The 23,490-nt window shown below is 66.1% G+C and carries 21 protein-coding genes; 14 read left to right on the forward strand and 7 right to left on the reverse strand.

Features of this window, described 5'->3' with window-relative positions; all coding sequences use genetic code 11:
- Positions 1-115: 115 nt before the first annotated feature.
- The 3 genes from BST13_RS28980 to BST13_RS28990 form a co-directional block, all read right to left on the reverse strand.
- Positions 116-4,111: a phage tail protein gene (locus tag BST13_RS28980; RefSeq protein ID WP_245839847.1), complete on the reverse strand. Its 3,996-nt coding sequence runs from the start codon at positions 4,109-4,111 to the stop codon at positions 116-118.
- A 22-nt stretch (positions 4,112-4,133) separates the two neighbouring features.
- On the reverse strand, positions 4,134-4,850 hold the full coding sequence (locus BST13_RS28985) for an eCIS core domain-containing protein (RefSeq protein ID WP_083168414.1): 717 nt from the start codon (positions 4,848-4,850) through the stop codon (positions 4,134-4,136).
- Positions 4,851-4,962: 112 nt separating this feature from the next.
- The gene (locus BST13_RS28990; protein WP_083168415.1) at positions 4,963-5,814 is read right to left on the reverse strand and encodes an alpha/beta fold hydrolase; all 852 of its coding nucleotides are present in this window, start codon (positions 5,812-5,814) and stop codon (positions 4,963-4,965) included.
- 59 nt (positions 5,815-5,873) lie between these two features.
- On the opposite strand from BST13_RS28990, the gene BST13_RS28995 reads away from it, so the two are divergent.
- The 13 genes from BST13_RS28995 (at position 5,874) to BST13_RS29050 (ending at position 17,763) form a co-directional block, all read left to right on the forward strand.
- On the forward strand, positions 5,874-6,242 hold the full coding sequence (locus BST13_RS28995; protein ID WP_083168417.1) for a MerR family transcriptional regulator: 369 nt from the start codon (positions 5,874-5,876) through the stop codon (positions 6,240-6,242).
- 236 nt (positions 6,243-6,478) lie between these two features.
- On the forward strand, positions 6,479-8,020 hold the full coding sequence (locus BST13_RS29000; protein WP_083168418.1) for a phage tail sheath family protein: 1,542 nt from the start codon (positions 6,479-6,481) through the stop codon (positions 8,018-8,020).
- A 24-nt stretch (positions 8,021-8,044) separates the two neighbouring features.
- Entirely contained in the window at positions 8,045-8,491 is a 447-nt protein-coding gene (locus BST13_RS29005; RefSeq protein ID WP_029370186.1) for a phage tail protein, read from the forward strand.
- 14 nt (positions 8,492-8,505) lie between these two features.
- Positions 8,506-8,940: a hypothetical protein gene (locus tag BST13_RS29010; RefSeq protein ID WP_245839848.1), complete on the forward strand. Its 435-nt coding sequence runs from the start codon at positions 8,506-8,508 to the stop codon at positions 8,938-8,940.
- Positions 8,937-9,080, forward strand: coding sequence for a DUF6760 family protein (locus BST13_RS39350; protein WP_095533749.1), 144 nt, complete (start codon positions 8,937-8,939; stop codon positions 9,078-9,080). Before BST13_RS29010 ends, BST13_RS39350 begins: the two co-directional genes overlap by 4 nt.
- A gap of 13 nt (positions 9,081-9,093) precedes the next feature.
- Positions 9,094-11,346, forward strand: a complete 2,253-nt coding sequence (locus tag BST13_RS29015) for a hypothetical protein (RefSeq protein ID WP_142282861.1) — start codon at positions 9,094-9,096, stop codon at positions 11,344-11,346.
- Between the two features lie 48 nt (positions 11,347-11,394).
- Positions 11,395-11,862 carry a phage tail protein gene (locus tag BST13_RS29020; protein WP_083168423.1) on the forward strand — a complete coding sequence of 156 codons (468 nt, stop codon included), beginning with the start codon at positions 11,395-11,397 and terminating at the stop codon, positions 11,860-11,862.
- The gene (locus tag BST13_RS29025) at positions 11,855-12,628 is read left to right on the forward strand and encodes a CIS tube protein (protein WP_083168425.1); all 774 of its coding nucleotides are present in this window, start codon (positions 11,855-11,857) and stop codon (positions 12,626-12,628) included. The genes BST13_RS29020 and BST13_RS29025 overlap by 8 nt, the downstream gene beginning before the upstream one ends.
- Before the next feature lie 5 nt (positions 12,629-12,633).
- The gene (locus BST13_RS29030) at positions 12,634-14,448 is read left to right on the forward strand and encodes a VgrG-related protein (protein WP_083168426.1); all 1,815 of its coding nucleotides are present in this window, start codon (positions 12,634-12,636) and stop codon (positions 14,446-14,448) included.
- 13 nt (positions 14,449-14,461) lie between these two features.
- Entirely contained in the window at positions 14,462-14,746 is a 285-nt protein-coding gene (locus BST13_RS29035) for a PAAR domain-containing protein (protein WP_083168428.1), read from the forward strand.
- A 4-nt stretch (positions 14,747-14,750) separates the two neighbouring features.
- The gene (locus tag BST13_RS29040; protein ID WP_083168429.1) at positions 14,751-15,200 is read left to right on the forward strand and encodes a GPW/gp25 family protein; all 450 of its coding nucleotides are present in this window, start codon (positions 14,751-14,753) and stop codon (positions 15,198-15,200) included.
- A gap of 2 nt (positions 15,201-15,202) precedes the next feature.
- Positions 15,203-17,170, forward strand: a complete 1,968-nt coding sequence (locus BST13_RS29045; RefSeq protein ID WP_083168431.1) for a putative baseplate assembly protein — start codon at positions 15,203-15,205, stop codon at positions 17,168-17,170.
- A gap of 29 nt (positions 17,171-17,199) precedes the next feature.
- Complete coding sequence (locus tag BST13_RS29050) at positions 17,200-17,763, forward strand: phage tail protein (protein ID WP_245839849.1); 564 nt, start codon at positions 17,200-17,202, stop codon at positions 17,761-17,763.
- A gap of 4 nt (positions 17,764-17,767) precedes the next feature.
- Here the strand turns inward: BST13_RS29050 and BST13_RS39505 are convergent, their stop codons facing one another.
- From BST13_RS39505 to BST13_RS29065, 3 genes are all read right to left on the reverse strand, one after another.
- A complete protein-coding gene (locus BST13_RS39505) occupies positions 17,768-18,022 on the reverse strand; it encodes a hypothetical protein (protein WP_083168434.1) in 255 nt (84 codons plus the stop codon).
- A gap of 9 nt (positions 18,023-18,031) precedes the next feature.
- Positions 18,032-19,048 carry a C45 family autoproteolytic acyltransferase/hydrolase gene (locus BST13_RS29060; RefSeq protein ID WP_083168435.1) on the reverse strand — a complete coding sequence of 339 codons (1,017 nt, stop codon included), beginning with the start codon at positions 19,046-19,048 and terminating at the stop codon, positions 18,032-18,034.
- An 86-nt stretch (positions 19,049-19,134) separates the two neighbouring features.
- Positions 19,135-20,052, reverse strand: a complete 918-nt coding sequence (locus BST13_RS29065; protein ID WP_083168437.1) for a LysR family transcriptional regulator — start codon at positions 20,050-20,052, stop codon at positions 19,135-19,137.
- A 41-nt stretch (positions 20,053-20,093) separates the two neighbouring features.
- Between BST13_RS29065 and BST13_RS29070 the strand changes: the two genes are divergently transcribed.
- Positions 20,094-20,501 (forward strand): CBU_0592 family membrane protein, encoded by a 408-nt coding sequence (locus BST13_RS29070; protein ID WP_142282862.1) that lies wholly within the window; start codon positions 20,094-20,096, stop codon positions 20,499-20,501.
- A gap of 46 nt (positions 20,502-20,547) precedes the next feature.
- Here the strand turns inward: BST13_RS29070 and BST13_RS29075 are convergent, their stop codons facing one another.
- Positions 20,548-23,445: a winged helix-turn-helix domain-containing protein gene (locus BST13_RS29075; protein WP_083168440.1), complete on the reverse strand. Its 2,898-nt coding sequence runs from the start codon at positions 23,443-23,445 to the stop codon at positions 20,548-20,550.
- Positions 23,446-23,490 lie beyond the last annotated feature (45 nt).

Genomic DNA, 23,490 nt, shown 5'->3' on the forward strand with positions numbered 1-23,490 from the left:
CGCGACCCCTGCACCCGAAATCCCATCGAACAACACCGCCCAAAAATCAGGTGTTGCAGCGACCACTTGACTCTGAGCCGTCACAACAACCCTCACGTCAATCTCGGCGACGGGCTCAGGCCCCGCTGATGAGCCAACGCGCACCACGGAGCTTGGCGAGATCTGCTGGCGTGGTCTGTGCGGCTTGCCGGTCCGGCATGTTGTAACTCTCGCGCGGCTCATACCGCTCGCTGTACGCAAATGTCAGAGCGGCCGTCGCGATCTTCGGACCCGAGGGCATGCTGGGGTCGACGGGCGCACGCTCTTTGTCCAAGGTCCGCCGAATTCCCACCAGCATGTCGGTACAAGCCGTGCACGGACTGAGGTTGCTCTTGATCTCGATGGCGACAATCCGCTCGCGGAAGGCAGACCCCTGCTGCTCCAGAAAATTGTCGAACTGGCTTTCCGTATGGCCAGTGTTCGACCTGAAGAACGCAGCCCCGCCAGATGCCCAACCATGTGTCACAACTTCACGCTGCTGTGGAAGACCAGTCAAATTCGGTTCGTTGGTACCGGTGTAAACACCGCCGCGCGGTTTGTTTCGGGACTCTGCGGGCAGCCGGTCATCAGGGTTGAACAGTTCATAGCCTGAACCGCGAGGAGGCGTTGTACCCGTGCCTCGTGGGACGGTACCAGCCATCTCCAAGGGTGTACGGGCGGGCGGTTCGGGTTGAGCTTCTGTCGGCGGGTTCCTGGGTGGAACGCACACGGTGATCCTGGCGGTCATTTGCTGGCCGCCGCGTGGCTCCTCTGCCATACGCGCGCGGTTTGGTTGCCCGAACTGCGCCTGTATGCCGAGCAGCTTCGCCAGATTGCGGGCGTGCTTATCATTGGCTTTCTCAACATCTTTCGGTGTCTTCGCCGCTGCCAGTTCCCGCGTTGCGGTGTCGATATTGTTCATCGCGGTGACTGCCTCGGAGCGAGGACGCTGCGTGCCCTGCTGCTCCGGAAGCTCCGCCAAGCGACCCCGGTACAACCCAAGGAGCACGCCGATTTCGGTGGGCTGGCTGGCGACGATGGTCTTGACGTGACCGTCCTCGCCGATCGTGCTCATCACGGTATGTCGCTCTGTCACACCCTCAGGTTGGCGCACCGTGAACGGGGTCTGGTGGCGCCCTGTTATTGCAGCGACCTTCCCCTTCGCCCACTCCTTACCAGCCTCAACCTTGCCCTTCACCCATGCCTTGCCCGCTGCCACCTTGGCCTTCACTTTGCTGCCAATACCTTTGAGCCCGCGGATGATCGGCCCGGCAAGTTTGAGCCCGGTCTTGATGACGAAGTCGATGGCTTTGTTGACGGGTTTCTGCAAGGTGGCGATGATCTCGCGGATCTTCTCGCCGATGCCGCCGATCCCGATGGCACTGGCGAGGAAGCCGATCAGGATCGGCACCATCTGCCCGAGGACGTCCTCGATCTTGGCGACGACGCCGCCGATGTTGCCGCGGACGATGTCGACGGCCGAGTCGATCACTGTGTTGACGAACTTGAGGATTCGCTCGGCGTTGTCGACGAAGAACATGATGATGTCGTAGATCAGCTTGCAGGCCTTGATGAATGCCGCGGCCGGGTTCAGCAGGCCGATCAGCCAGGTGATTCCGGCCGTGATGATCCTGGTGACGACGAAGTCCTTGACCTTCTCGAGGATCATCTCCTTGATGTCACCGAGCTTGTCCATCAGCATCTGCCACAGCCCCGCCAGGCCAGTGGACGCGATGGTCCGGAAGATCTCGACGCCCTTCTCGATCGCGGCCATCGCCGGCTCGCCGATCTGCTTGACCAACCGGTTGCGAATGTTGGTCCAGGTCAAGCCGAACAAGGACAGGAGCAGCTTGATGATGCCCTGCAGATCGAACTTTTCGGGCAGCTCGATGCCACCCTCGGCGAGCGCACCGAACAACCATGTCATCAGGCCCCTGCGCAGGTGCTCCAGGATGTTGTCCTTGAAGCGCATGATGCCGCCCTTGACCCCGTCGATCAGGTTGCCGAGGAATCGCACCGGGTGCTTGACGATGTCGCCGACGACACTGGCCACCCGCGCCAGGGTGTTCATCAGCATCGACGTGAGTTTGCGGATGGTCTCGATGACGGCTTTGATCGCCCCGATCGCCTTGTCTACCAAGCCCTTGTTCTCGGCCTGCAACTCCTCGATCCGGTCGTCGAGGCCCTTGCGCGCTTCGACGTACTTGGTGGCCAGGGTGTCGACGAGGGCGTCTTGCTTGGAGTTGACGTCGCTCTCCAGCTGCTCGAACTTGTCGTTGATCTCCTTCGACGCCTCGGCACCCACCTTCTGTAGGTTGGCCGGCAAACTCTTGACGTAGGAGGCGATCTCGGTACGGCCCGCCGCGATGCGCTTCTTGGCCGCGGTCAGGTCGTTGCCCACGATGTCGGCCACCCGGGAGATCACCGTGTCCATCTGCTTGAGATACAGTTCGCGGCCCGCCTCGTAGAACCGGTTGACCGCGTCCGGCATGCCCAGCAATTTGTCCTTGGCCCAACGTAATCCGCCGAGCCAGCCGCTGTATCGGTCCGCCTTGTAGGCCGCCATCTTCGCGGCGACGAACGTCTCGAAGGACTTGCGGGCGCTCGCCTCCCCCTCCTCGAACGCCTTCTCCACCTTGGGATCGATGCCGTCGAGGATCTTCTTCACGTCGGCTTCGGTGGTCGCGAAGATGGCTTGCACCTTGGCCGTGACCTCGGCCCGCTTGGCCTCATCCTTGGATTTGGTCTTGCCCTTGTCTGCGACGAGGTGGGCCAGTGCCGCCGCCTTGGAACCTTGCATGCCGGTGATCCCGGCGGTGGTCGCCGCGGCGGCTTCGGTCTTCGACTGGTCGATGGTGTCTGCTTCGTGCTTGCGGTATTCGGCCGGCGCGGTGTCGGCGTGCGCCGCGGCTTCTTTCTTGTCGGCCAATGCCTGCTGGAATTGGGGCTCGTTGGACTCGGCAAGCTGCTTTTCGTCGACGTCGGCGTTGGCCATCTCCTGATTGGCCTGCTGCTTGCCTGCTTCCAGGTTGAGTTGCTCCGGCGGTGCAGGTTTCGGCACTGCGCCCGCCGCGGGGACCGCGGGCGCCGGCGCCTGTTCCTCGGGCCCCATCGGCGTCACCGGTTTCGCGACGGCCTTGGAGGTGTCCGGGGGTGCGTCCGTCGCCGCCTCGATGTCCTTGGCCTGCCCCTCCTTGCCCTGGGACACCATTCCCTTGATCTCGTCCTTGACCTCGCCGGCCTTACCCGACTCGGCATACGAATCGGCTTCTTTGAGGGTTTTCGGGGACTTGGCCTCGATCGCGGCCTTGACGGCGGCGATGAACGCCTTCTTGTCGAACGTCCCGGCCTGCTGGGCGTCCATCGTGTCGACCTTGGCCGCCTTCGCTTGGCCTGCGATGTCGTCGGACGGTGCCACCGCCGCGTCCTGCGCCTCTTTGGCTTTCGACCCGGCGACGGGATGGGACCGCTTGTCATGCGCGACCGACCGGACACCGCCGGTGACAGCGCCGAATGCCGGGTCCTGGGCAGGCTTCACCCCCGGTGGCGCCACCGGGGGTTGCAGCAGTTGATCGGCACTCAACGCAGCGGGCAGGGCCGCGCCAGCACCGGCCGGTGCCGCCGGAGGCACTGCCCGGACGCCGGAACCGCTCGCACCGCCTCGCTTGGCCGGTGCTGCGGCCCTGCCCAGTGCACTCTTGGCGGGCACCGGTTTCGGCGGCGGCACAGCCTTTTTCGGTGCGACCGAAGCCGGCCCGAATCCGGTCGTGGTGACCGCCAATGCCGATGCCGGTGGCTTCGGACCCTCCAGCTCGACGGGGACGCCGACGGCCTGCGCAGCCTTCAACCCCTTCTCGACCGTGTCGACGGCGGGCTCGTCGCGGCGCATCTCCCCCAGCGCGGTTTCGATCTCTTCCCTGCCGGGTGCTCTGAGCTTGCCCAATAGCAGGGCATTGACCGCCGCATTTCCGGCCGCCCGCTGCAGCGCGGCCAGCCCGGTCACCCCCGGCTGCGGTCGCGGCCGCCGCGTCTGCGCCCGCCCCGCCACGAGCGCGTCATTGACCTCTCGCGCGGCCCGCGCCGGCTCGCTCATGGTGCCCCCGGTGGAATTGCTCTCAGGCCGACTCTTCTTCGGCCTGCTCTTCCTCGCGCTGCACGAAGGTCTGCGCCGTCTCCTCCTCTTCCGGCGCCTCCGCGCGCTGCGCGACCGACCCCTCGGCCACGCGTTGCACTCCAGCAGGTGCCGCCACGGCAGGCGCCGGGCCGGCCATCACATGCTCGGCGTTGGCGACGGCCTCACGCTCGAACCGGTCCGACGGATGGCTGACCTTCACCCCGCCTCCGACGTCGGTACCGTCGACCGGACCGCTGCGCTGCTGCACCACATGCGTGAGCTCGTGAGCGATCATGTGCTTGCCCGCATCCGAACCCGGATCGTATCTCCCGCTGTCGAACACGATGTTCGAGCCGACCGTATAGGCCTGCGCATTCACCGATTTGGCCGACGCATGTGCGGCGGCATCATTGTGCACGCGAACATCACCGAAGTCGTGTCCGAACCGGCCTTCCATATCTGCGCGCAGGTCGGCGGGAAGCGGTGTGCCGGACGAAGACACCACGTCGTGGACAGGTGAGCGGCCCTCGTCCATCAGCGCGGCCGCACCGGCATTGCCTGCCGCGCGCTGAACGCCCAGGACCCCGGCCGGACCCGCCACGTCGAGCCTGCCTGACAATGCTGCTCGCATCGCGACCGCAGATTCCGGATCCTCGAGTCGAGAAGCCTTCGGGCGCAACTCCGATGCGCGTTCGTGCTCGCTGTCGTGGGTACGCATGCCGTCTCACCTCCTGAAGGTATGAGGCAACGATCCAGTGCTTGCCGGCCCGGCGGAAGACGCGAAAGCGTGTCCGTTCGGACAGCGGCCCGTGCCCGAACGGGCGGTCGGGTCAGTGCTTCTCATCGTCGTGTTGCATGAGTGCTGCCTGAATTTGACGCGCCAGCAGGTCGGGCGCGTCGTAGTGGACAAGGTGGCCGGCCTCCGGGACCAAGGTGAATTTCGCATCCGGGATCGAGGCTGCCAGACGCGACGCCTGCTCTGCGGGTATCCACGCATCTTCGTTGCCCCAGAGGATCGTCGTCGGGGTCGTCACTTCGGCGAGCCGATCGACGATCGGCTCAGTGTCTTGGGTGCGGCACTGCGCGATCTGCGCGTAGAAGGCCTGTTGTCCGACGGCCGAGAGCCACGGTGCCACAAGGAGTTCTTGGGTTGGTGCGTCAAGCTCGCGGTAGCTGGCACCTCGGATGTACGCACGCACCAACCCCTCATGAAGCGCTGGGGGTAGTTGCATGAAGACGTCGGCGTGATCGCGGACCAGGCGGAAGAACGGTGAGCCCCACGGACGCAGCGTGACGATATCGACGAGCACGAGGCGCTCCATCGCCCGTCGATGCAGAAGGTGCGCGCCGAGCGCCACCGCACCGCCAACATCGTGTGCGATCACGGCGGGGCGCTCCAGGTCCCACACATCAAGGAGCTCGGTGAGCGCACGAATCTGCGCTGCGATGGAGACGTCCTGTCCACCGACCATGCTCGAGCGGCCGAACCCAGGCATATCCCACAGGTAGACAGTTCGACTGTGGTCAAGGTCGTCTGCAATCTGGTGCCAGACAACGGAAGACCATGGAGTCCCGTGGCACAGGACGACGGGTGGACCCGACCCGCGGCGATGCCAGGCCACCACGCGCCCGTCGGTCAGTGTGGTCTCTTGCCAGTGCACATCTCGATGCGAACTTGCCATGCCTGCGAGGCTAAACATTCAGGTTGACCTGAAGGCAAGTGCCCAACCACCATGGCTGAGTGAGGATCAGCGACCTGGCGAAAAGCCTGCACCTTGAGACGCACGTCCTGCGCCACTGGGAGGACGTCGGGCTCTTGCACCCGTCACGCTCAGCCAACGGATACCGTGACTACGACTCCGAGCAGGCGACCAGGGCTCGCATCATCGCGCACTGTCGTCAAGCCGGGCTCTCCCTGCCGGTCATCGGCGCGTTGCTCGACCGTCGTTCACCTGGACGCGCGGAGATCATCGACGCGGAGTTGCATCGGCTCCGGGCCCGTGAGCGTCGGCTTCGTCAGACCCGGCTGTTCCTTGATCATGTTGTGGAATGCAGACATTCGCTCATGGAGCGCTGCCCTAGCTGCAATTCGTACTCCCAGACTCGCTAGCGGTTGCGGCCCCGGAAACCCTTCTCACCATGCCATCGGGTGGTAGGAGGCCCGCAGGCCGTGCGCTCTGACAATGCGGTCGAGCGAGCTTGAGCCACGGGCGCTGGTCGCTGCGATCCATCCGCTGCCTCAAAGTGCACGAACGGGTGCCCGCACGGCAGTACCGGTGCGCCTCGCGGCACCGCATCAACACGAGCACGATCATGGCCAGCCCATCAGAGCATCGAGGAGGCGCAATGCCGACGTATCTGTCGCCGGGAGTCTATGTCGAGGAAACCGACTCCGGCTCAAGGCCAATCGAAGGAGTGGGCACCGCCGTGGCGGCGTTCATCGGCCTCGCCGAGAAGGGCCCGTTCAACAAGCCCACCCTGATCAGCAACTGGACGGAATACCGCAAGACCTTCGGCGGGGCGATCGACGGAGCCTGCCTCGCCGAATCGGTGGCCGCTTACTTCCAGAACGGCGGCGGCAACTCCTACGTGGTCCGCATCGGGGACGGCGAGGGCGAAAACGGCTCTGCCGGCACCCAACAGCAACTGGCCGCCGGGCCCCAAGGCGTATTGGCCAACTATCGGGTGGTGGCGCTGGACCCGAGTACGCCGCCCGACCGGTTACGCCTCGAGGTCGCGGCATTCCACAGCGACGGCGAGGAGCAGCCCGGCGGCGTCAAGCTGATCGTGCGGCGTGATGGCCAGACGGTCGAAGAATTCCCCAATGTCACCACCGCCCGCGGCAAGAACAACGTCGCCACCGTCGTCAACGCGGCGTCGCAGACGATCAAACTCGAACAGATCTCCGGGAAACCGGCCGAGGATCTGCAGGCCGGCATGCAGATCGCGCTCGCCGCACCTGCCGAGCTCGCCACGACCACGGCACCGGACCGACTCACCACCGACGACTACGTGGGAAACGTCGACGAACGCAGCGGTGTCGCCGGTTTGGAAACGATCGACGAGATCACCATGGTCTGCATGCCCGATCTGCTGACGGCATATCAGCGCGGCGCCATCGACATCGACACCGTGCAGTCGGTGCAGCAGGCGATGATCTCGCACTGCGAGCTGATGGGTGACCGGATGGCGATCCTGGATCCGCCGCCCGGATTCAACGCACAGCAGATCAAGGAGTGGCGCGTCGACAAGGCCCGCTACGACTCCAAGTACGCGACCCTGTACTGGCCGTGGGTCACCACCGGGGGTGGCAAGTACCTGCCGCCGTCCGGATTCGTCGCGGGCATCTGGGGCCGCAACGACGACACTCGCGGTGTGCACAAGGCGCCGGCAAACGAAATCGTCCGTGGGGCAATCGATGTGGAGACCTTGATCACGCGGCGCGAGCATGATCTGCTCAATCCGGTAGGCATCAACTGCATCCGGGCATTCCCGGGCCGCGGGATCAGGGTCTGGGGTGCCCGCACGCTGTCCTCAGATCCGGCCTGGCGCTACATCAACATCCGGCGGCTGTTCAACTACCTGGAAGAGTCGATCCTCACCAGCACCGACTGGGTGGTGTTCGAACCCAACGACTACTCGCTGTGGGCCAAGCTGCGCCGCACCATCAGTGCGTTCCTGGTCAACGAGTGGCGCAAGGGAGCACTGTTCGGCCTGACACCCGACGAGGCCTTCTACGTCAAGTGCGACAGCGAGACCAATCCCGCCGAGGGTATCGACGCCGGTGAAGTGGTGTGCGAAATCGGGGTTGCCCCAGTCAAACCCGCGGAATTCGTGATCTTCCGCCTCTCGCAGTACTCCGGCGGCACCAGCCTCGTCGCCGAATAGCCCACCTGACACGAGGAGACAACCATGGCACTGCAGGACGACGACAGCTCGGTAGGCCACTCATTCGGACTCGAATTCGACGGGATCCAGATCAAGGCCATCACCGAGGTGACCGGCTTGAAGATGGAGCAGGACGTCATCGAGTACAAGTCGAACGTGGCCAAGGACGGCAAGTACAACATCAAGAAGCTGCCCGGCCGGTGGAAAGCCGGTGAGTGCACCTTGACTCGCCCGTTGACCAAGGATGGCAGCTTCGACAAATGGGTGAAGGACTCCCAACTGGGCAAGATGAAGGATGCCCGCAAAGGCGGTTCCATCATCGTCTTCGACTACGAGGGTGAAGAGGTCAAGCGCTACAACCTCACCGCGGCGTGGCCCAAGAGCCTGGAACTCAGCTCGATGAAAGCCGGCGACACCAGTGTCATGACGGAGAAACTGGTGCTGACGTACGAGAAGTGCGAACCCGCCTGATGCGGCGAGGAAATGTGCACGGCAGTTCTGCCCTGGCCGATGGGCCAGGGCAGAAGCCTTCGGATGAGCCGGTGCGCGAACTGCGTACCGAATTCCCGTTCGTCCTGCCGCGCGGCTACGTCGACTCCTCGGGCACCGTGCACCGTGACGGAGTGATGCGGCTGGCGACGGCGCGTGACGAACTGGTGTCCCAGCGCGACGACCGCGTGCGGGAAAGTCCGAATTATCTTGCGGTGGTGTTGATCGGCCGGGTGGTGACCCGCATCGGTGACATCGAGGATGTACACGGCGGAATCATCGAGAACCTGTTCGCCTCGGATCTGGCGTTCCTGCAGGACCTTTACCGGCGGGTGAATCAGGACGGCCACACCCACGCCCGGGTCACGTGCCCGCACTGCAACAACGATTTCGCCGTCGACGTTGCGGGGAGCCGCCTGGGGGAATCGTGACCTGCGGGGCCGACGTCCTCTACCAGGAGGCGGCTTTCCTTGCCTATCACCTGCATTGGCCGCTCGACGATGTGCTCGACCTGGAGCACGGGGATCGGCGTCGGTTCGTGCAACTCACCCGCAACCTGACACAGAACTAGCTGGAGGCCCGTGATGCCGAAGTGGTGGCCCTGGGGACGGCGCCCGGAACCGGTGGCGCCGCCCGCGCCCGCGGACCGCCCAGAGCCGGTGTGGCAGCGCCTTGTTGCCGTCACGCCCACCACCGGTGACATCGAACCGACCGCGCACCTCAACGGATTCACCGCGACGCTGACCACTTCACAGAACCCCGCATTCACCCGACCGGTGCAGCTGCTGGCAGTCGACGACCATCATCGGCTGCCGGTGTTGGACACCGGACCGGCACACCCGGGGCCGCGGTCGGAAACACCAGCCCCCGCAGCACAGTCCAAAAGCTGGGCACCCCGGCTGCCGAGTGTGCAGCGGGCCCATGTCGGCGTTCCTGTGCAGCGGGATGTCACGCCGGACGCCTCCGCACCCGTACCCGCAACGCTGCCCGTGATCGAAACCGGCTACGAACCTGAGCCTGCGCGCACCATGGTGCAAGCCACCGATCCTGACGAACGCCGACCACTCGACGCCGTCGCCGCCGAGGAAGCACCCGTCGAGCCGCCAGTGGCATCACCCGCCGCGACTGAACCGTTCAGCGTGGCACCGACAGCTGTCGAGCATCCGACGCCGGCCCCGCCCGTACCCGCGGTCCAGCGCCGGGCCACCGATACGCACCGGTTACCGACTGTCGTACAACGGGTTACGGCTCCGTCGCCACCCCAGCCGACCGCTTCGAGCGCCGCCGTGTCCGGAGCATCCGAGGTTCCCGCCGACCGAGCGCAGGAGGTGTACACCGCCCATCGCCCCGAGGTCACGACGCCACCGTTGAGACATCTGCACACCGTCCAGCGCACCGACGCTGCCGCACCGACCATCCCGACGCTCGTACCGCTTCCCCTGGCATCCGCGCCGGGCAAGCCGGCCATCGGCCACGAGCTCGACGCGCCGAAAGCACAACCGGTGGCCGCAATTCAACGGATACCCGACGCCGAGGAGCCCATTGCGGATGCCGTCGCCGACGACGAGCAACCCGCGCAGGCGGTCACCTTATCCGTGGTCGACGAGCGCGACGGCGACGCACCGGTGCCGCATGAGGCTGCGATTGCCACCACCACGCCATCCGTGATCGCCCAGCCCCCATCGCACGCACCGGCCGCCGTGCAGCGCCTCACGCCACAGCCGACGGCGACGACGCGGCACACTCCGTCGGCTCCGTCGACTCCGGTTCCGATGCCGCAACAGTCGACGCCTTCGCCGGCAATACGCACCGACTTCCACCCGACCCCCAGCCCGGACACCACCACACCGGCAGCGGAATCCACGGACCTGCCCGTGGTCACCGCCCAGCCTGTCATCGACGAATCAGCGCCGGTGAGCAACCATTACGAACCACCCGTCGCGCAACGATCACCGACGGTTCCGCTCACCCCGGTCGAAACCCACCCGGAACACGAGCCCCGGGTGCACCCCTTCTCGGTTTCTGCCGCGCCGCAGCAGCACCCCCCAACGGTCATGCGCACCGCTGGCGACACCCCTCGTGTCGCATCGAACCCGACAGCACCGGTCACCGGCTCCGCTCGACCGCAGGGCACTGCGGACCATGTTCCCGCGGCCGAAGCAACAGTCGCACAACGGATCACCTCGCCCGTGGTGGACACTTCCCCTGCGCCGGACAGTGTCCAGCCCGTACGCAGACCGGAGGCGTCCGCGCCGCGGGCCGTGCAGCGGTCCAGCGGGTCCGCCCGCCGACTCGTGGTGCTGCCCCCGGTGCGCAGCGCGGATGATCATGGCTCATCTCCGAGTGTCGCCGCGCATCCGTCCGGCGGTGAAGCAGAGGTGTTCAGCAGCCCGCGCCCGGTCGGCCTGCAGCGCATGTTCGAGGCTGGAACCCAGCGCATAGGGTCTCGAGTCCCGGCCCCTGTCGTCGGCGTCGAGTCACCGCCGGCGGCTCCCACGCCTGATCACCGGAACTCCATGGACACAGCACAATCCACGGCCGGCGCACACGAATACGACGCCGCAACCAACACCATCACCTTCGGTTCACCGGAGTTGCCGAGTATCCAGCGAGCCACCGACGAGCCCGCCCCGACCGCAGAGACCGCGGCTCCGGTTGCCGCGGCACCGGCGGTGACTTCTGTGCCGGCCGCGTCGGGTTCCGGCGCCCCCGCAGCGGCGGGCACCGACGTCGACGAGCTGGTCAACCGGGTGTACGACGCGCTGGCCGCGCGGCTGCGGGCCGAGTTGTGGCTGGATCGGGAGCGGGCGGGCACCCTCATGGATTTGGGCCGATGAGCGCTTGCGCGAAGAGGAAAAAGCAGCGATGAGGGAGGCATCAGAACGATGAGCACGCCACAACTGCCCCAGGGGGACGCCGACGAGGTGTTCGTAGGCGTGTGTTTCGCCGTCAAGTTCGACAAGACCGATATCGGGAAGTTCAGCAGCTGTGAGGGTTTCGGCTTGGAAGTGGTGATGGAGCAGCGCGAGGAGGGCGGCAACAACGGCTTGGTCTGGCAGTTGCCGACCCGCATGAAGTACAGCAACATCAAGCTGACCCGGCCGGTGGGTCCGGACAGCGCCAAGCTGACAAAGTGGATTGTCAAGGCCCTCAACGGCTTGAAGCCGACCACCGGTGAGATCAAGGCGATGGACGCTGCGGGCAATCCGGTGATGACCTGGCAGTTGGAGGGTGTCGTGCCGGTCCGGTGGACCGGGCCCAGCCTGAACCTGGACTCCCCCAAGGTGTTCACCGAGACCCTTGAGATCGCTCACCACGGCTTCACCCCGGAGAAGGGTTCGCCCAATGGCTGACACGGCAATCGCGCTGAAGGCCCCGCCGCCGGACAAGACCGGGGACAGCGCGCCCGACACCTGGTCGCAGCCGCAGTACGCATTCTTGGAGCTGTGGGAACCCAAGCACGTCAAGGGCGGGAAGCCCGAACTGGGGACGCTCAAGGACAAGCTCACCTTCCAGTTCAATCCGAAAGAGGTGTCGATCACCAAATCCGCGAAGTGGGAACGTAAACCGACCAAGGAGAAGAAGGCCGGTCCACCTGAGTATTCGGGGGCCGAGCCGTGCAAGCTCAGCCTCGAGTTGTATTTCGACGCCACCGCCAAGGACGGGGTCGACGTGGTGGCGTCGGTGGACAAGCTCTTCGGCTGCTGCGTGCCGTGCAAGGAGGTGAAGAAGGGCGAACAGGCCATGCCGTTCCTGGTGGTGTTCAACTGGGGCCAGGTCAAGAGTTTCGCCGCCTACATCAGCCAGGTGCAGGCCAAGTACACCCGCTTCGCCGCCAACGGCATCCCGATCAGGGCGGTCTGCACGGTCAACCTGGAAGAAATCGACGTCACGCCGGATCCCAAGCAGAATCCGACGTCGGGATCGTTGTCGGCCGACGACGTCCATACCGTGGTCAGCGGCGACTCGCTGGCCTTGGTCGCCTACCGGGAGTACGGCGACCCTCAACTGTGGCGAGCCCTGGCCCGCTACAACGGGGTTGACGATCCGATGCGCGTCCCCACCGGCACGCGGCTCAAGCTGCCCACGCTCGAAGCCCTCACGGCGGCGGCAGGCTGATCGAGATGGCCACCGCTGCAAGCTTTCTCATCGAGATCGACGGCACACCGCTGCCCGACGACATCAGCCCGCTGCTCACCTCGGCCTACGTCGACTCCAGCCTGCGGTTGCCGGACGCGTTCATGCTGCGCTTCCGCGATCCGAACCGGATCGTCATCGAGAAGGCCAAGGTCACGATCGGCGGCAAGGTGAAGATCACTGTCGACAGCACGCAGACCGACACGCCCGAGAAGCTGATCGAGGGTGAGGTGACCGCATTGGAGGCCGAGATCGGTGGCCCCGGTTCGTTCACCATCGTTCGCGGCTACGACCCCGCGCACCGGTTGTTCCGCGGCAGGCACACGCAGTCCTACACCCAGACGACGGCTTCGGACGCCGTCACCCAGGTGGCTCAGCGCGCCAAGATCCCGGCCGGCCAGATCGAGCCCAGCAAAACGGTTTTCGACCATCTCGGCCAGTTCGGTCAGTCCGACTGGGAGTTCCTCGACGGGATGGCCAGACGCATCGGGTACGAGCTGACGGTCCGCGACAACAAGCTCAGTTTCCACCCACGCCAGGATGCGAACACCGCGCCGTCGGACGATGCCCAGAAGACCGACCCGCTGGTGCTGCGCCTCGGCACCGACCTGCTGCGGTTCCGGTCGGTGATCACTGCAGCCGAACAAGTCACCGAGGTCGAGGTCCGGGGCTGGGATGTGGCGCAGAAGCGCAAGATCATCAGCACGTCGCAGGCGGCGACCAAGAGTGTCGACCTGCCGACGGTGAAACCCGGCGACATGGCCAAGCCTTTCGGCAATCCGCGCTACGTGGCCTCCGACACTGCCTACCGGACGCAGTCCGAGGCCGATACCGCCGCCGCCGCGCTCACCGAACAGATCAGCAGCTCGTTCGCCGAGATCGACGCCGTGGCACGGGGAAACCCGAAGCTGCGGGCCAATGTCGGGATCACGGTCGACAACGCAGGCAAGCCGTTCGACGGCAAGTACACCATCACCGCCGCACGGCACCGCTACGACCCGGCCAACGGCGGTTACACCACCGCGTTCTCGGTGACCGGGCGCCAGGAGCGCAGCCTGTACGGTCTGACCGCGGGCGGCGGGCGGTCCGCTGCCGGCGCTGGTGTGGTCATCGCCCAGGTCAGCGACGCGAACGATCCAACGCACCAGGGCCGGGTGAAACTGACCTTCCCGTGGCTCTCCGACGACTACGTCAGCGACTGGGCGCGCACCCTGCAACCGGGAGCCGGAAAGAACCGGGGCGCCATGATGATCCCCGAGGTCGGCGATGAGGTGCTGGTGGCCTTCGAGCAGCAGGATCCACAGCGGCCGTACGTACTGGGCGGGCTCTACAACGGTGTGGACACCGCGAACACCAAGGGCACCACTCTCATCGACACGGGGTCCGGCGCCGTCAACCGGCGATCGATCATCTCCCGCAACGGCCACCGCATCGACCTGCTCGACGAGAACGGGAAAACCGAAGGCATCACAGCCGAAACCGGCGACGGGAAGCTCAAGCTGACGCTGGATTCCGTCGGCACCTGCATCACCGTGCACAGCGACGGCACAGTACTCATCGAGGGGCGCAAGGGAATCGTGGTCGACGCCGGCAACAGCGACCTCGAGCTGAAGGGCAAGAAGATCTCCGTCACCGCCACCAACGGAGTCTCGGTGTCCGGCGGTTCGGGCGCGGTGAACGTGGACACCCAGACCGCTCTTTCGCTGCAGGCCGCCACCGTCAAGGTTGCCGCGAAAGCCACCGCCGAGTTCAAAGCCGGCGGGCCCAATGTCATCACCGGTGCTCCCGTCAAGATCAACTGAGAGGGACCAGATCATGCCTCCTGCAGCGCGAGTCGGGGATATGACCGGTCACCCCGGCGCCATCGGTCCGCCCGGCGTACCCACTGTGCTGATCGGCGGCAGCGCGGCGGCGACGGTCGGGACCCCGCACATCTGCGCGTTTCCCGGGGTGGTGCCTCATCCGCCGAACGCGATCATCCCGCCGGGAAGCCTGACGGTGCTCATCGGCGGCATGGCCGCGGCCCGGCTCGGTGACATGACCGCTTGCGGCGCACCCATTGTCGGACCGGGCTGCCCGACCGTGTTGATCGGAGGGTGAGTAGATGACCAATGAATTCATCGGGGCGGGCTGGAACTTCCCCTTACAGGTCGACCCCACGGACTCGATCGCGCTCGCCACCGACGTCCGCGACGTCGAGCAGGCCATCGAGATCATCATCCGCACCGCACCTGGGGAGCGGCCCATGCGCCCCGAATTCGGCTGCCGCATCCAGGATCATCTGTTCTCACCAATGAACGATGCGACACTCGCGGCAATCGCCAACGATGTGCGTCGTGCGCTCGAGAGGTGGGAGCCTCGCATCGACGTCGAGGACGTGCGGGTGCTGTTCAACCGTCACGACCTCGGCATGGCCCACATCGACGTCGGGTACCGGATCCGCGGCTACAACGACGAACGCAACCTGGTCTTCCCCTTCTACGTGATACCTGACGAGCCGGGCGCACCCGCGTCGGCCGAACTGTCCCCGATGTACCGGCGGAATGAGGTCTGAGGATGCTGCCCGCACCGAATCTCGACGACCGGACGTTTCAGAACCTGGTCGACGAAGCCCGTCGCCGGGTCCGCCAGCGCTGCCCGGAATGGTCAGACCACAACATCTCCGATCCCGGCATCACGTTGATCGAGACCTTCGCGATGATGGTCGACCAACTCATCTACCGGCTCAACCGGGTCCCCGACCGCAACTACATCAAGTTTCTGGAACTGCTGGGGATGGAGCTGCGTCCACCCGGTGCGGCACAGGGCGAGGCGACGTTCTGGCTCTCCGCGCCGCAGCCGCAGACCATCACGGTGCGCGAGGAGACCGAGGTCAGCACCGACCGCACCGATCTCGATGAACCGATCGTGTTCTCCACCATCGAGAAACTCGACATCGTGCCGTGCTCGTTGGACGGCGGCCGCGTCGCCACCCAGTCCGGCGGTGGCGAACCCGTCCCGCAGAACAACGAACCCGGCAGCGGCGAGTTCCGCTGCTTCTCAGAGCGTCCCGTGCCCGGGGACGCTCTGCTGATCGGGCTGGACTGCGCAGTCCCGTCGTGCGCTGTGCTGCTGAGGGTGGACTGCCGGGTATCCGGCGTCGGCGTCGACCCGACCAATCCCCCGTATGTCTGGGAAGCGTGGACCGGCGGCCCGGACTGGGTGCCCTGCGAGCCGGGCCGCGACGAGACCAAGGCCTTCAACAAGCCGGGCGATGTGATCCTGCACGTGCCGCGCGGACATGTTCTCGACTCTCCACCTCGGGTCGGCGGCGAAGCCAGGGGCTGGCTGCGATGCCGGCTGGTAGATACTACTCCCGGTCAGTCGACCTACAGCGAATCGCCCTTCATCACATCGATTTCCGCGTGCACCGTCGGCGGCACCGCGCGGATCATCCATGCCCGAGTCGTACGGGACGAGCCGATGGGGACGTCCGACGGTACCGCCGGGCAACGCTTCGGGCTGCAGCATCGTCCGGTGCTGCCGTGGAACGGCACCGCGCTGACCGTCGTGGGTGAGAGCGAGACTCCTTGGCAAGCCGTGGAACACTTTGGCGAACAGGATGATTCGAGCCGGTCGTTCCACATCGATCCGGTAGCCGGTGAGATCGTGTTCGGCCCGATGGTGCGCGAAGCCGACGGCGCGGTCCGCCAGTACGGCAAGGTCCCGCCGCGATCCTCAGCATTGGTGATGACCGCCTACCGCACCGGCGGCGGCCGCAAGGGCAACGTCGGGGTGGGCCGGATCCGGGTTCTCAAGACCAGCGTTCCCTACGTCGCCCGGGTCGAGAACCGGCGCGCCGCTGTCGGCGGCGCAGAGGCCGAAACGGTTGACGAGGTGAAAGTACGCGGCCCGATGTTGCTCCGCAGCCGCGGCAAGGCGGTCACTGCCCAGGACTTCGAACAGCTGACGCTCGACGTGGCGCCCGAAGTGGCCAGGGCGCACTGCCTGACCGCGGTCGACGCCCGGGAGGCAGGCACCGTGCGGGTGCTGATCGTGCCGCACGTCGCGAGTGACGAGATGGACCTGGTGCGCCGCGAGGACCTCATTCCCGAACCCGAGACCATCCAGCGGATCAAGAACCACCTCAATCGGCGGCGCCTGATCGGCACCCGCGTCGTGGTGGAGCCCCCGCGCTATCGCGGGGTCACGGTGGTCGTGGCGCTGGCGGTGCTACCAGGTTATTCCCGCACCCAGGTGAAAACCGATGTGCAGCGGGCACTCAACGCCCTGCTGCATCCGCTGACTGGCGGCCCGAACGGCACGGGGTGGCCCATGGGACGTGCCGTGCAGGTGCACGAGGTGGCCGCGGCCCTCGCCCCGGTAGCCGGAGTGGACATGGGCCGCAAGGTCACGGTCCAATTGTTTGGGTTCGATCCCATCACCGGCGAGCGCTCCACCGAGCCTGCCGAGGTGATTCCGCTGGCCCGCAACGAGTTGGCCTACGCGTTCGGCAAACACAGTGTCCGGATGGCCGACCGATGAGAGCGGGAATCGAGAACATCGACACCCCAATGCCTTTCATTGACACGATGCCGTCGGTGTACTGGGACGACTGGTTGGCCGCGGAACTGTGCGCGGCGTTCGACGAGGTGCTCGCACCGGTGTTCGCGACGTTGGACTGCCTGCCGGCGTATCTGGATCCCACCACCACTCCTGCCGACATGCTCGACTGGCTCGCAGGCTGGATCGGCCTCACCGTGGCCGGTCGGGAGCCGGCGCACAAGCGACAGTTGATCGCCGCGGGTGCGGCGCTGCTGGGTTGGCAGGGCACTGCGCAGAGCATCCATGACGCCGTCGTCGCCGCGTTCAACCGGGACACCGAAGTCATCGAATCTGGTTCGGCGACATGGTCTCTCACACCCGATTCGCGCCCTGGTGGGCAGTCCACGCCGGGGCTGCTCGTGCGGGTCACCGTGAACGCCGACGATGAGGTGGACGCGCGCAGCGTCGACGCGCTGGTCGACGCGATCAAACCGGCACACATCCCGCATCGCATCGAGCTCGTCACGCGTCCGGCGCCACCTGCGCCACCCCCGGCCGCCGAACCGGAGTCTCCCGCGCAGGCAGGGGCCTGACGGGCTACGACCGCCAGCGCTCCCAGGCAGCCTGCTTGGACGTGCCTGACACCTCGGCAACCTGAGCCCACGAATTCGACGTCGCCAACAACCGGGCCGCCTCACCGACCTTTTCCCCGGTGTATGCCACCACATGCAGCAGCTCGGCGAAGGCCTCGCGGCTGCCCCGAGCGCTCAGCTCGTCGATACCCCGCTGGACGAGCGCCGCCAATTCACTCTCGGTCATGGCGGCCACGGGAATGTCTGGGTCTGCCGGCATGCGGGCATTCTACGGTGGCGAAGCGGCCCCCACATCGAGACGCAATTCGGCATCGGTCGAATCGAATGACCTCGACCAGGTGGTTCCCGGCCAGCGGTAGTGGACGATCCCCGAGTCGGGACGGTAGTCGGCGGTGTAGAGCGTCCCGAAGCCGCCCGCGTAGTCGGTGCTGCGCAACGGGGTGCGGAGAAACTCACGAGCCAGCGCATCCGGGTCTGGTCGGTCGCGCAACACCTCGATGAGGTGGGTCTGGCGTTCGACGCTACGGAAACGCCTGGCGTGCACCGGATCGTCGGGCCGGTCGAACCGGTGATTGGTGGCCAGCGGCACAGCGCGTACCTCCATCGGCCGGCCCGGAGCGACGTAGGCCGTGCGGTGGCAGCCGGTCCGATCGGTCAAGGTCAGGTTGTAGGACATGGAGACCGGCACGCCGGACAGTGCGGACAGGGCGTCGGGCACCGTGCCCGCAACCTCGAGCAGATATCGCACGACCAGCGGGATCCCGAAGCCAGGACCGGACCCCTTGGCGCCGCCGAATGTCAGTGACACCGCGAGCCCGTCGGAGTTCATGCCGTCCAGCAGACCCCACAGACAATCGCCGGTGCCGGTCACCAGTCGGTTCCCGAGCCGCGTGGTCAGCACGATCTGTTCGAACAGGTCGGGGTGGTAGTCGTAATTACGGATGAGGGCCCGACTTCCGGGCCCTGTTTGTCCTCCTCGCGTGCGGGTATCGACGACGGCTTGCGAACACGCCGGTGCGAACGCGGGCATGTTCCAGTGCGTGAGCATGGCCGCGGTCGTCGGGTCGCCACCCGTCAGTTCCACGAGGTGTTGCCACACCGGGTGCAACTCGGGCATGTACCGCAGCAGTGCAGCTTCGGCCTGTGCGGCAGCCGGGCGACGACCGCTGCCTGGCCGTAGATACCAGGCGCGGTAGCCGGGCCAGGTCGCATCGTAGAGCGCACGCCACCGCGGACCGGGCAGGTCTTCGCGGAATGCGTGCAAGCGGATTGATTGGAACACCATGCGTCAAGGTTTACTTGACGCATCGTCATTCGTCAAGGAAACCCTGACGGGCCCGTCCGCCCGGAGCGGCACCCGACATCCGCGATCTACGCCTGGCCGACGTCGATCTTCGACAGCGCATCGCGGATCAACGCCGTCACCGGTGCCAGCAACCGGTGCGCCTGCTTACCCCGGAAGTGGCTCCTCAGCACGATGCGGCGGGTGCCGAGCCCTGGAACATCCAGCGTCTCAACTCCTTTCAGCGAAATACCGTGCAGCGCCAGCGTCGGGATGACCGCCATACCCTCCCCCGCCGCGACAAGAGCCAGCGCAGTCTGGGTCGCGAAGTAGCGGTGGATGGTCGGTTGATCGATTCCGGCCACCCGACGCAGCCGCAGCAAGGCCTGAGCGCTCGCGTCCCCGGGTCCCACTCCGAGCCATGGCAGCTTGATGCGGCCCAGATCGGTCGTATCGGTCAGCAGGGTGCCCGCCGGAACGACCAGTTTCCACGGTTCGTCGGTCAGCGGGATCTCCGTAACCCCGCTCGGCAGGGACTTGGGTGGTTCGCCCGCGTCGAATTCGATGACGGCAGCGTCGAGTTCACCCGATTTCAGCCACCGCAGCAGGAGCTCCTGATCAGCCTCGATCACCTCGAAGTGAACTCCTGGCAGCTTGCGCTTCCAATCTGACAGCGCCGGCGCGATGACCACCGAAAGAAAGCTCTGGAAACCGCCGATGCGCACGGCGCCCTGCAGTTCGATCCCCGCCCGATCGAGTCTCGTCCTGGCCTCGAGGAGTGTCCGTTCGATTTCCTGCGCCGCCTCGGCCAGCACCAACCCCTCGGACGTGAGCGCCGAACCCTGAGAAGTCCGCGTCATGAGCGTGCAACCGGTTTCCCGCTCAAGGTGGGCGATCTGCTGCGACACCGCCGAAGGGGTCATGTGCAACAGATCTGCGGCTGCCAGGACGCCCCCGGCGCGGGCGACGGCCAGCAGAAAGCGCAGTCTACGCGGGTCGATCGACATTCAGGAATGCTAAACAAGACATCAAGATCAATTCAATTGTCATGAATGAATCCGGCGGGCAATACTGGCGCAGGCATTGCATTGTTGAGAGAAACGGAGTCTTGGCGATGTTGGCAGCGATCCTCGGCTGGCTTGGAACGGTAGGGACTTTCGTTGCATACGTACTGGTCGTCCGCGGTCGGCTGATCGCCGATTCCTGGCGCTACGGGCTCCTGAACGCACTCGGTGGCACCTCCGGCGCGATAGCGGCGGCGCTGTACGGCGCGTGGCCGAGCGCCGTGTCGAATGTCATCTGGGCCAGCGTCGGCTTCGTTACCGTGGCCTCCGCCACCAAGACCCTCTGGCCGGTGACTGATCGTGAGGAAGGTCACGCATTCCGAACGTCTTCCCCGGCCGCTGACGGTGCGAACGGCCAAGGCAGCCTGTGCCCGGCCCCCGCCGACGCCTGATCACCTTGTCCCACATCCGACTTGGGTAGCTCAAAGCCTGCCAGGATCACATATGCGACGGCTCCAGGTCAGCCTGCATCCGCGCGTGCTCGCGGCGCACCAATTCGGCGGAGCTGTGGTCGCCGAGTGACTCGTGCAGTTCGGCCAGCACCACCCAGGCCGTGTCCTGGTATGGCTCAAGCTGTACCGAGCGTTGCGCCATCACAAGCGCCTGCTCGAACTCGCCGAGGCTCCGGTGATCCGCCGCGAGCGCCGCGGCAGCGGCAGCGGCCGTGCGCTGTAGCCGATCACGTTCTGCGTCAAGGTAAGACGAGCCCGAGATCTCCGGCAGCAATTCGCCGGTGTACAGGTTCATCGCCTCATGCCGCGCGCTCATCCGGCCGTGCAGATCTCCGCGCGCCGACGCGGCCGCAGCCCGGGCCAGCGCGTCGGTGAAGTCGCGTACGTCGACGGTGGACCGTTCACCCAACTCCAAGCGGTAAGACTCGCCGCGACGACCGATGACCAGATCCGCCTGCCCGAACATGGTCCGTACGCTCGACACGGCCACCTGCAGGCGGTGGCAGGCGACCGTATGGTCGACGCCCGGCCACAGGATGTCCTCGAGAAGTTCGCGGTGGTGGTCGTGTCCCGGCGCTGCGGACAGGATCTGAAGGACCCAACGAGCCTGAGGCCGAAGCTGATTCAGCCCGACGACCTCTCCGTCAATCGCGATGCGGTATTCGCCGAAGCAGGTGATCGCCACGGGCGGCAGGCTCGCCTCGACCACCTCGGTCGCCGTGGCGATCGCGCCGCGCGGCGCGTCGGCGGCACCGCGACTCAGCAGCGGTATGCCACAGGCCTCGGCGACCCGGGCAGCCTCGGTCACCTCCGGCCCGGACCGCGTCGACGCCAGCAGGCCAAGTGCCACCGCCTGCGCACCGCGCGAGCGCAGTGATTGGCCGGTTGCCAGCAGCTCCCGGATCTCCGGTTCGGTGGCGCGCTGAGCCGTCGCCACCAAACGGCACCACAGTTGCAGCACCGGCGCGCCGAGTTCACCGAATATCGTGTTGGCACTGTCCAGTTCGCCGCTGCCGTCCTGGCCCACGCGGTTCTTGGCCAGCCCTGCGGCGAACAGCAGCAGGCCTGCGCCCCAGCGATCCCCCACCCGTTCGGCAGCGTCGATGATGTCCGAGCAACTTTCCAAGCGCCACAGCGCATCCCGCGACACAACCAGCGACACTTGCTCCAACCCGTGGCAGAGCCGCGCAACCCACGGCAGTCCCTCGTTTTCGGCTGCCACCGCGATGGTGCTGAACCGCGCGGACGGATCGGCAGCGGCGCCGTCGAGCAGATCGAGCGCGGCCAGTGCGAGGTCGGCACCGACGGCGGCCAACACATCGACGGGCCCCTCGGCCGGTACGGTGCCGTCAATCGACTCCAGCAGGCCCCGAGCTGCTCTGAGCTCACCGGCGGCTATCGCAGCCAGCCCACATGTCAACTGTTCGCGAGCGTCCATGCACCGGTGTCCGCCGGCGCCATCGGGAGAACGCACCAGAGCCTGCCGCAACGGCCCGCTCCAGTGATGTGCCAGGGTTCCCGAACCGGGTGCCCGCCTGGTGTGCTCGGCCGACAACCAGGCCGACGCCACCGCGGCTTCCTCGCGGCACATCTGTTGATAGTTGGGTTCGTCGTAGAGGGTGCGGGCGTGCCGGTACGCCTCGACCGCACGCGTCAACGCACCTTCGCGGATCAAGCGTCGCGCATGCGCCAGCGCCAACCACGGATCGTGCTGCCAGGTGCTGGCAGGCAGCAGATGGGCATCATCGAGCGCCGTCGCGTCGATGCGCGGCCCGCCGGTGTCCTGCACCAGGCGCGACACCGATGCCCAATCGCCCGCCTTCGCGAAAGCCCGTGCTGCCGAACGGGTCTCACCGAGAGATTCCAAGACGCCTGCACTCTTGCGGTAGCACTCGCGGGCAGCAGCCGGACCGTACTGCTCGACCAGCGCCAGCTCCAGATGCGACTGCAGCACCTCGTGATACCGAAAGTAGACCCCGCCGTCATCGGTGAAGGTGAACAGCTGCGCACTTTCCAGGTCTTCGAGGATGCGGTGACTACCCGTGATCCCCAGCAGCGCGTCGCAGGCCGTACCGGAGAGCCGGCCGAGCGTGCAGGTTCGCAACAGGAACTCCCGGCGGTCGGCCGGAAGTTCTGCCAGCACATTGCGGGTCAGATAGGAGCGCACCAGCTTGGACCTGCCGCCGAGGCCTGCCACGGCCTGATGCCGCTCGACCGCGGTGCGCCCCACAGTGGCCAGATGGAACAGTTGCAGCCCCGCGGCCCAGCCGCCGGTGCGACGCGTCAACGCCGCGGCGGCCTCCGGGCGCAACGGCTCGCGGTAGACCGAGGCGAACAACTCCTCGACCTCCCAGGACCGGAAACGCAAGTCGTCACTTCCCGTTTCGGAGATCGACCCCGACACCCGGATGCGGGAGATGTTGAAGTCCGGCATCCGGCGTGACCCGCAGATCAGTTGAAGTCCGCGCGGTCGCAGCGAGATGAACTGCTCCAACGCCCGCTCGGCTGGGGTGTCCGCGATCTCGTGCACATCATCGAGGATCAGGACGCCACCCACGCTCGTCCTGCGATCCAGAGCAGCCAGCAGATCAGCCATCGAACCCGCACCGTCGGTATCGGTCACCGCCGCCAGCGCCGCCGCCAGGTGCGCCACCATCCGAGATTCGGTCGAATCGTCGGAGGTGATGCGGTACCACCCCACCGGCCGGGTCGACGCGGTCGCGACATGGGACAGCAGAGTGGTCTTACCGCAGCCCGCGGGCGCCACCACGAGATCGACATTCGTTTGCGAGCCGGACAGCAACGGCCCTTCCAACCGGGCGCGGGCGAGCCCCGAAACCTCGGGCACGCGTAGCTTTTCCTGCAGCACAACGCGCTCAATCATGGTTGTCCGGCCACCTGCCCGAACAACCGACGCTGCCCGCCGGAT

The sequence above is a fragment of the Mycobacterium aquaticum genome (genome assembly GCF_002086485.1).
Lineage (GTDB): Bacteria > Actinomycetota > Actinomycetes > Mycobacteriales > Mycobacteriaceae > Mycobacterium > Mycobacterium aquaticum.

Coding starts and splice junctions, on each gene's coding strand:
- BST13_RS29060 (WP_083168435.1), bottom strand. CDS start 19,048: ATGGTGTTCCAATCAATCCGCTTGCACGCATTCCGCGAAGACCTGCCC.
- BST13_RS29050 (WP_245839849.1), top strand. CDS start 17,200: ATGCCTTTCATTGACACGATGCCGTCGGTGTACTGGGACGACTGGTTG.
- BST13_RS29030 (WP_083168426.1), top strand. CDS start 12,634: ATGGCCACCGCTGCAAGCTTTCTCATCGAGATCGACGGCACACCGCTG.
- BST13_RS29015 (WP_142282861.1), top strand. CDS start 9,094: ATGCCGAAGTGGTGGCCCTGGGGACGGCGCCCGGAACCGGTGGCGCCG.
- BST13_RS28985 (WP_083168414.1), bottom strand. CDS start 4,850: ATGCGTACCCACGACAGCGAGCACGAACGCGCATCGGAGTTGCGCCCG.
- BST13_RS39505 (WP_083168434.1), bottom strand. CDS start 18,022: ATGCCGGCAGACCCAGACATTCCCGTGGCCGCCATGACCGAGAGTGAA.
- BST13_RS29035 (WP_083168428.1), top strand. CDS start 14,462: ATGCCTCCTGCAGCGCGAGTCGGGGATATGACCGGTCACCCCGGCGCC.
- BST13_RS29070 (WP_142282862.1), top strand. CDS start 20,094: ATGAATGAATCCGGCGGGCAATACTGGCGCAGGCATTGCATTGTTGAG.
- BST13_RS29040 (WP_083168429.1), top strand. CDS start 14,751: ATGACCAATGAATTCATCGGGGCGGGCTGGAACTTCCCCTTACAGGTC.
- BST13_RS29020 (WP_083168423.1), top strand. CDS start 11,395: ATGAGCACGCCACAACTGCCCCAGGGGGACGCCGACGAGGTGTTCGTA.
- BST13_RS29005 (WP_029370186.1), top strand. CDS start 8,045: ATGGCACTGCAGGACGACGACAGCTCGGTAGGCCACTCATTCGGACTC.
- BST13_RS29075 (WP_083168440.1), bottom strand. CDS start 23,445: ATGATTGAGCGCGTTGTGCTGCAGGAAAAGCTACGCGTGCCCGAGGTT.
- BST13_RS28990 (WP_083168415.1), bottom strand. CDS start 5,814: ATGGCAAGTTCGCATCGAGATGTGCACTGGCAAGAGACCACACTGACC.
- BST13_RS28980 (WP_245839847.1), bottom strand. CDS start 4,111: ATGAGCGAGCCGGCGCGGGCCGCGCGAGAGGTCAATGACGCGCTCGTG.
- BST13_RS29065 (WP_083168437.1), bottom strand. CDS start 20,052: ATGTCGATCGACCCGCGTAGACTGCGCTTTCTGCTGGCCGTCGCCCGC.
- BST13_RS29025 (WP_083168425.1), top strand. CDS start 11,855: ATGGCTGACACGGCAATCGCGCTGAAGGCCCCGCCGCCGGACAAGACC.
- BST13_RS29000 (WP_083168418.1), top strand. CDS start 6,479: ATGCCGACGTATCTGTCGCCGGGAGTCTATGTCGAGGAAACCGACTCC.
- BST13_RS29045 (WP_083168431.1), top strand. CDS start 15,203: ATGCTGCCCGCACCGAATCTCGACGACCGGACGTTTCAGAACCTGGTC.